At 38.4% G+C, this 7085-nt stretch carries 7 protein-coding genes and 1 pseudogene; all 8 read left to right on the forward strand.

Annotated features, from left to right (window positions below; translation table 11 throughout):
• Positions 1 to 200: pseudogene (locus tag GMD4S_RS06450) on the forward strand (hypothetical protein); the annotation flags it as partial.
• A gap of 159 nt (positions 201 to 359) precedes the next feature.
• Entirely contained in the window at positions 360 to 722 is a 363-nt protein-coding gene (locus GMD4S_RS06455; protein ID WP_000179342.1) for a hypothetical protein, read from the forward strand.
• 11 nt (positions 723 to 733) lie between these two features.
• Positions 734 to 2824, forward strand: a complete 2091-nt coding sequence (locus tag GMD4S_RS06460) for a hypothetical protein (protein WP_000216901.1) — start codon at positions 734 to 736, stop codon at positions 2822 to 2824.
• An 11-nt stretch (positions 2825 to 2835) separates the two neighbouring features.
• Positions 2836 to 3897 carry a hypothetical protein gene (locus GMD4S_RS06465; RefSeq protein WP_000756875.1) on the forward strand — a complete coding sequence of 354 codons (1062 nt, stop codon included), beginning with the start codon at positions 2836 to 2838 and terminating at the stop codon, positions 3895 to 3897.
• Positions 3898 to 3907: 10 nt separating this feature from the next.
• Positions 3908 to 4309: a hypothetical protein gene (locus tag GMD4S_RS06470; protein ID WP_000069808.1), complete on the forward strand. Its 402-nt coding sequence runs from the start codon at positions 3908 to 3910 to the stop codon at positions 4307 to 4309.
• A 211-nt stretch (positions 4310 to 4520) separates the two neighbouring features.
• A complete protein-coding gene (locus tag GMD4S_RS06475) occupies positions 4521 to 5486 on the forward strand; it encodes a hypothetical protein (protein ID WP_000243693.1) in 966 nt (321 codons plus the stop codon).
• A 203-nt stretch (positions 5487 to 5689) separates the two neighbouring features.
• Positions 5690 to 6376, forward strand: a complete 687-nt coding sequence (locus tag GMD4S_RS06480; RefSeq protein WP_000284681.1) for a LexA family transcriptional regulator — start codon at positions 5690 to 5692, stop codon at positions 6374 to 6376.
• A gap of 3 nt (positions 6377 to 6379) precedes the next feature.
• Positions 6380 to 7085, forward strand: a 706-nt coding sequence (locus tag GMD4S_RS06485) for a Y-family DNA polymerase (protein ID WP_000540272.1), incomplete at its 3' end; no start/stop codon positions are given.

Genomic DNA, 7085 nt, shown 5'->3' on the forward strand with positions numbered 1-7085 from the left:
TGGAAAATTTAGTAGAGACGGTAGACTCATTAGATGGCTTTATGAACAAGATTGCGGAAGCTTTTAAAAATATGGATACCGATTTAGCGGGCTCCATTGAAACTAATGAGATGTATACAGTTTCTCCACAAGAGTATACAGAAAAGAAACGAATCCAGCAGAAGATCTACGATGCCTCTGTTTATAATGAGCTCCCCTAACTATTCGCCACTTGAATTCATTTCAGGTGGTTTTCTTTTGCTTTTCTCATCTTCTCACATTATTCCTCATGTGGTATAATAGAACAAGAACATTACTATGTTTCCGATGGGTTGGCAAGTAAAATGAAAGTATTAATGATATAGAAAAGGAGGATAGCTATGGCTAGTTATGAAAAAATAGTAGGGTTATCTCAAGCTTTATATGAAGCGACCGCAGAAGTATCACGATTGAGTGGCGAAGTTTCAAATTTAAAATATATTAAAAATAAATTGAAAAAGAAATCAACAGAGATTGATTATGTTGTTACACTTTCTGAAAATATCTTGGGTGAGAAATACGATGACGAAAAAAATCAGGAAAAAGAAGATTTGAATTCTTTGAGGCAAATCATTTTAACGAAGAAAAGAGAAATACTCGCGTTATTAAGTACGAAGATTCAGAATTTGGAGTCGGATTTGTTAACTGCTCAGAATATTGAAAGGAATGCTAGAAATGCATTAAATGCAGCTCTAGCATCATAGAGGAGGGATAGATGACAGTAAAAGTAAAAAATATTTCAGGTTTAGAAGATTACGGGACGAGTATTCACCGATTTGCTGGAAAATTTGAAGAAGTCTCAAGCGATACAATGCGTGAGTTCAATACTAATCTAGAAGGGGAAAAAGCGGCTGCCATTAATGCCTTCTTTAAACGTTTGAATGAGATTCAGAAGTCTGTTTTTTCACAGACACCAGAGGCGATACGAACTTATGGGCAGCATGTCTTTACATTTACTGGGGAGATTAAAGGTTTAGGATTTTCCAGTCATGCCCATACTGATGAAGATGCGATTAATACACTTACAGAGTCCCTTAGAACCCCTCAGCGTAATCTAATCAGTATCGTTAAGGATGAAATGGTAGCTTTGTTTGATGAAGCAATCGAAGCAATGGGTGATGGAGACTCTAATTTGGGAGATTTTGATGCCAAAGCAGACGCTTATATTGCAGATGAAATCAAAGCACGTAAGGAAACGCATAGCGGCATTATATCTGCGCATGATAGCCTATCTTCAGGCGTTTCAGGGGTATCAACTACCTTTGAATCCTTGACAAAGATTACACAGAACGCAAGAACTGTAACGACATTACCAGTTCAGACGATTATTGATGCTATAAAAAATAATACTCTAACAGAGTCAAATATGGTTTATCTTTCTAGAATCACTACAAAGGAAGATGCCCAAGTCTTGCAAGCGATTCTTTCTGGAAAATTAGAAGATGTAGACAAGATAATGGAGAATGACCCAGAGAAAATTTCTGATGGGGGCTACATGAATCTGGCAGAAGAATTGACTATTTGGATGGATAGAAGTGAGATTGGGACTCAGAAGATAAATCGTTTGTTAGATGCGATGGGGAAAACGGATCAATCCAAGGTTAATGTCTTTTCAGAAAGGTTAGATAAACAGCAACATATATCCAAACAAATACAGATAGCTGAAATGTATGCTTACGAGCAAGATCCCGAGCATGACGCTGCAACAATGGAAAAGCATCATACAAAATTAAGTCAGATGAATGATTTATCAGGTTTATTGACTGCGGTTCGAATCTTGAAAATTGGAACAAAAGTAGAAGGGAATTCAGGTGTACAATTTAGGAACGATGATCCTTTTGATCCAAATGCAAAACTTCGATATACTCGAAAAGAAATCTTTATTAAATTAAATGATACGGAAAACCCTGAATGGGAATTACATGTTAAAGAAAGTAAAAAGTCCATATATCACTATGGTTCTAAGACGGTTCCAGACTATGATGAGCTTAGTGTTCCAGCCAAAACTACTCTTGAAACTTATACATCACACCATGAAAAAGGAATTGACGGAGCTTTGGCTGGTAAATATGAGGCTGAACTTTATAAAATCAAAAAAGAACATGAGAAAGCGGATGCTGAGTTCCAAGAAACTATCGTAAAAGAAGGAATAAAAACGATTTTAACCTATATTGGTGGTCCAGCAGCTGCGGCGACTTTTAGTGTTGCAGATTCTTTATCACAGTTACATGCAACAGACTCAATTAAAAATACACATGAGATGCTGGATGAGATGACTTCTGGAAGAGCGAATGCCTTTATTAAAAAAATAGGTAATTATGGTGGCAAGTCTGCCAATGAGGTGTTAGCAGGCTTCTTTAAGCTACAAAGTAAGGTGGCAGAGTTTAAAGCCAAAACAAAGAATGAGCAAAATAATATTTATAATGTTTTGGTTGGTCAAGGGGGCTGGCAATTAGAACATGAAGTGGCAGGATCAGCTACCGATACAGTTGCACAATTCTCTAGTATTTATGCGGATTATGGAGCTTACCAACGGGTACAAGAATTAAACCAGAAAGGTGTCATGGGCTACTTTGAGAAAGTGGGTTCGAGAGATAGAGCTTATAGAATAATTAACAAATACTTTGATAAAGATCTAGCTATGAAAAATTTCCTTTTGGGAGAGCATACAAATGGTGAAGGCCTTACGATTGAAAATATGACTCCAGAACAGATTCAAACAATTCCTTTTATTGTTGAAAAAGTTATGGGGGGTGACTCGTTCACAGATTTTCAAGAGTATTTCGAACAGAAATATGGCAAATAAGGGGGAGAGAAATGAAGAAAGTACTACTAATAGTCGGATCTGTCCTGTTGGGTGTTCTGCTTCTATGGGGCTATCATAGCTATCAACAATCAGAGCAGGCCAAGCAAGAACGCCAAAAATATGAAAATATGGATTACTATACAGGAAAATGGGAAATTGATTCTTATGAATTTTTAGAAGATGGCAGGGGAGTGGCCGTGCATTGGAAGTCATTAAACCCTGACGAAGATAGACTATTTCAAAAATATAATCCTCTTTTTGGAGATAGCTTTGCAAGAACTAATGGCGCTTCTAATCAAAGGTATATTACTCGATTAAATATTAAAGTACAATCTGGTAACTTAGCTAGGAATCGACCCCAAGATGAATCTGACGGATACTTTACTCTTTCTATCTATCGAATACGGGATAGACGATTGGAGGAATCGAAAGTAGACCTCTATCAGTTGGTAGGAGACTACAATGAAAATTATTTTCCAGTATCAATAGGTGCTATTGTAGAAATAAATGGGAAAGATTATCTCCCTATAGCTGTTCATAATCCAGATTGGTATATTACTAAGAGAAAGCAGTTATGGTTAAATTTAGAAACCAAGCAAATTGATTGGGAAGACACAAAAGTACAACAGTATCCTGAAACTCCGTCGGTAGATCTAGGTTCTTCAAAAGAGAAATTGATAGAGATGACTATCTTACAAACTTACTATGATAGTCTTCGCCAAAATCAACTTTCCTTTCATCAAGATGTATTGAAGGGAAGTGTTTTGGAGACAGCTGCGCCTAAAGTTTATCAATTATTAAGTAAGCAAGATTCACAGTTTTTCCTTTTGATTGATTCTAAGTATGATTATGATAAGGTTTACGGAGATGTTCCACAGTTTCTTGATTTGTATCAGCTTTTTGTCCCAGCAAATACGAATCTTTACGAAGGATTGACGATTCCAGCCGAACTCAGTAAGGATGGTCAAGAGCATTCAGTCAATACCAAAGAAGAGTTTGACTTGTATTACGATGTTGCCAAAGACCGCGAACTAAACAAGCAACGCCGAATATTGGTTGACAAAGGAGAATAAGAGGTTCTAAATGAGTAACAATCAAAAAAAAATTGATTCGGATAACCTAAGCCGAGTGAATGGAGCTTTTAAAGATATGAGTGCAGAATTGCAGAATAATGCCTATGATCTGATAGACTCCTCTGCGACAGAACAAATTCAAAATGCGACTGATGAACTTAAAAAATTATCTTCGGAGATGGTGACAACAATTAGTTCTTTGGATGAGTTTCTAGGAGCAGTTGGTGAGGCTTTTCGAAGTGTAGATGCGAGTATGGCTCAGTCTATCGGTGATAATATGTATACGAAAGCACCTGAAACACGTGCAGAACGCAAAGAACGTTATATCCAAGGCGGAAAAGATTCCAAGGAACGCCACAATCGTAGAAAAATGGTTGAAATCGCAGAGAGTCAATATAACGATTTTCCATAATTACACAAATCACCTGAATTTATTTCAGGTGGTTTTCTTTTGTATTTCTCATCTTCTCACAGTATGGTTCATGTGGTATAATGAGACAAGGGTTGCTCCTCGTTTCAGACGAGTTTATGGATTTCAGGATAAGTTAGTAGGTGAGAAGAGTATTTCTGTCAGCCTCCTATACACCTGTTAACAACTGTCAAAAGTAAAAGGAGAGTGTAGATTGGTTTTATTAGTATTAGTGCTTTTGGGTTTGCTCATTCTAATCTTAAAAAGGAAACAGAAAACTGCTAAAAAATCTGAAGGAAAGGCCAAGAAAAGAAATTGGCTATTAATAGGTTGCTTATCCATAGTGATCCCAATGGTAATCTTCACAGTGTTCAGTCCGATTTTTTCTCTAATGGATATGTGGGGGCTGTTTGCCCATGCAAGTCGAACTGAGCTTGAGCAAGCTGTGCATCGTTCTTATCAAAACTACGGTCTTACAGGACAGTTTGAGTTAGAAAAATACGAGAAAAACTATACAAGCGTGGGAGGATTTATAATCCACGGTACCTACAGTGAAAATATAGCTGGAAAAACCTATCAGGCTAAAACTCGATTTAAATACTATACTCGCTTTTCGAAAAGTGAAACATATGGAAAGACAGATGCAGAGGTTGATTACAAAAATGGTAAAAAAATTTATGATGTTTTCCCAGAATTAGCCTATTTAGGGATTGAGGTTAGTCCAGGCACCAGCGAGTTTTTAAAAACACTGGACAGTTCAATCAAAGATCCTAAACTTCCTGATTTGAAGTATCAAGGTATTGGTTTTGAATTTAATAACCAATCTGATAATATCTATCTTTATAATGAAATATTGGAGGAAAATCAAAGCAAGGGCCAAGCTCTGCAAGGGATGTATCCAATGGATGCTCAATATCTTTTCCAAAAAGAGATTTTTATACCGACATTTGAATTTCAATATTTCGTTCCGAAGGAAAAAAGAGATCTCTTGTATGATGACTATCTAAAAGATCTTGAAAGGCTCATGAAGGAATTTTTTGCCAACCAATCCCTACCAAGAGGTCTTTATGCTGTAAAGATTGCTAAGTATGAAGAGGATAAACTTGTCAGTGATAGTGGTGTATATTATGTGAGGATTGATAATCGGCAAGTTGTAAAGCTGTTGCAAAAATTAGAGTAGGAGTTGCTAGGGCTAGTCCAGTTTTTTGTTCATAATTTCCAGTTGTGTCTGTTAAAATTTGATTTTCCCAGTGGACAATCGTCCACTTTTTTTATATAATAAAACTAAACCATATTGGTTGAGTTTAGAGATGTAAGCTCAACCGTCGATTTGTTTTTCTAAGAGAGATATTCTCAATAAAACATCACACTAGGGGGTGAAGTATGTATCAGCCAGAAAAACTCAAGACTCGGAGGAAAGAGTTAAAATTGACACAGAAGGAAATTGCAGAGGAATTAGGGATCAGCTTTCAGGCTTACTCGGCTTGGGAACGTGGAATTAAGGAACCATCCAAGGAGAAGGTTGCTCAGCTGGAGAAGATTTTAAAGGTAGCAAAAGGGTATTTTACTCAGATTGAGATTGTTCGTCTTTACAATAGCCTCTCCAAGCAAGGGAAGGACAAGGTTGTGCTTTATGCTCGCAACCTAGCTCAAGAAGAACAAACTCAGAAGGTGGCGACCATGCCAGAGCGCCTCTACGAGTACCGTGTCTATGAACGTATGTCAGCAGGGATCGGGGCTTCGGTCTACGATGATCAGAATTTTGATACGGTCTACTTTAACGAGGAGTTGGCCCATGATTTTGCATCCTGGGTGTCTGGGGACTCTATGGAACCTAAATATCAAAATGGTTCTGTGGCTCTGATTCGGGAAACAGGATTTGATTATGATGGGGCGGTTTATGCAGTGGTTTGCAACAACCAGACCTATATCAAACGGGTTTATCGTGAGGAAGATGGCTTGCGTTTGGTCTCTATCAATCCTAAATACAAGGATATTTTCATCTCCTATGAGGAAGATCCTCGGATTGTGGGGATTATTGTTGGAAACTTTGTGCCGATGGAGGGCTAGCCTATGGGCTACTTTGATTATTCCAGAGAGCCCAAAAGTGACATTGCCTTTGTCGATATGAAATCTTTTTATGCCAGTGTTGAGTGTGTGAAAAGAGGCTTGCATCCGCTGAAGACCTCGCTTTGTGTCATGAGTCGCGCGGATAATTCTACTGGTCTTATCCTAGCTTCCTCTCCCATGTTCAAGAAGATTTTTGGCAAGTCCAATGTTGGCCGGGCCTATGATCTACCTTTTGATATCAAAACGCGCAAATTTTCTTATTGCAACGCTCGAAAGCAAGGCTTGCCTACTGACTCAGACTATGTTCGCTACATCGAAGATTGGGCCCAAGTCACCTTGATTGTCCCTCCTCGGATGGACGAGTACATCGCAGTCAATATGGAAATCCAGCGAATCTTTCAAAATTATGGCAGTCCAGATGATATTTATCCCTACTCTATCGATGAGGGCTTTATTGATCTGACTAGTTCGCTCAACTATTTCATCCCAGACAGGCAGATTTCTCGCAAAGACAAGCTGGATCTGCTTTCTGCCCGCATCCAGAGGGATATTTGGAGGCAGACAGGGATCTACTCTACGGTGGGTATGTCCAATGCCAATCCCTTACTGGCCAAGTTGGCCCTGGATAATGAGGCCAAGCACACTCCGACCATGAGGGCCAACTGGTCTTACCAGGATGTGGAAGAGAAGGTTTGGGCCATTCCCAAGA

It is taken from the genome of Streptococcus sp. GMD4S (assembly GCF_000296955.1).

Coding starts and splice junctions, on each gene's coding strand:
- GMD4S_RS06455 (WP_000179342.1), top strand. CDS start 360: ATGGCTAGTTATGAAAAAATAGTAGGGTTATCTCAAGCTTTATATGAA.
- GMD4S_RS06460 (WP_000216901.1), top strand. CDS start 734: ATGACAGTAAAAGTAAAAAATATTTCAGGTTTAGAAGATTACGGGACG.
- GMD4S_RS06465 (WP_000756875.1), top strand. CDS start 2,836: ATGAAGAAAGTACTACTAATAGTCGGATCTGTCCTGTTGGGTGTTCTG.
- GMD4S_RS06470 (WP_000069808.1), top strand. CDS start 3,908: ATGAGTAACAATCAAAAAAAAATTGATTCGGATAACCTAAGCCGAGTG.
- GMD4S_RS06480 (WP_000284681.1), top strand. CDS start 5,690: ATGTATCAGCCAGAAAAACTCAAGACTCGGAGGAAAGAGTTAAAATTG.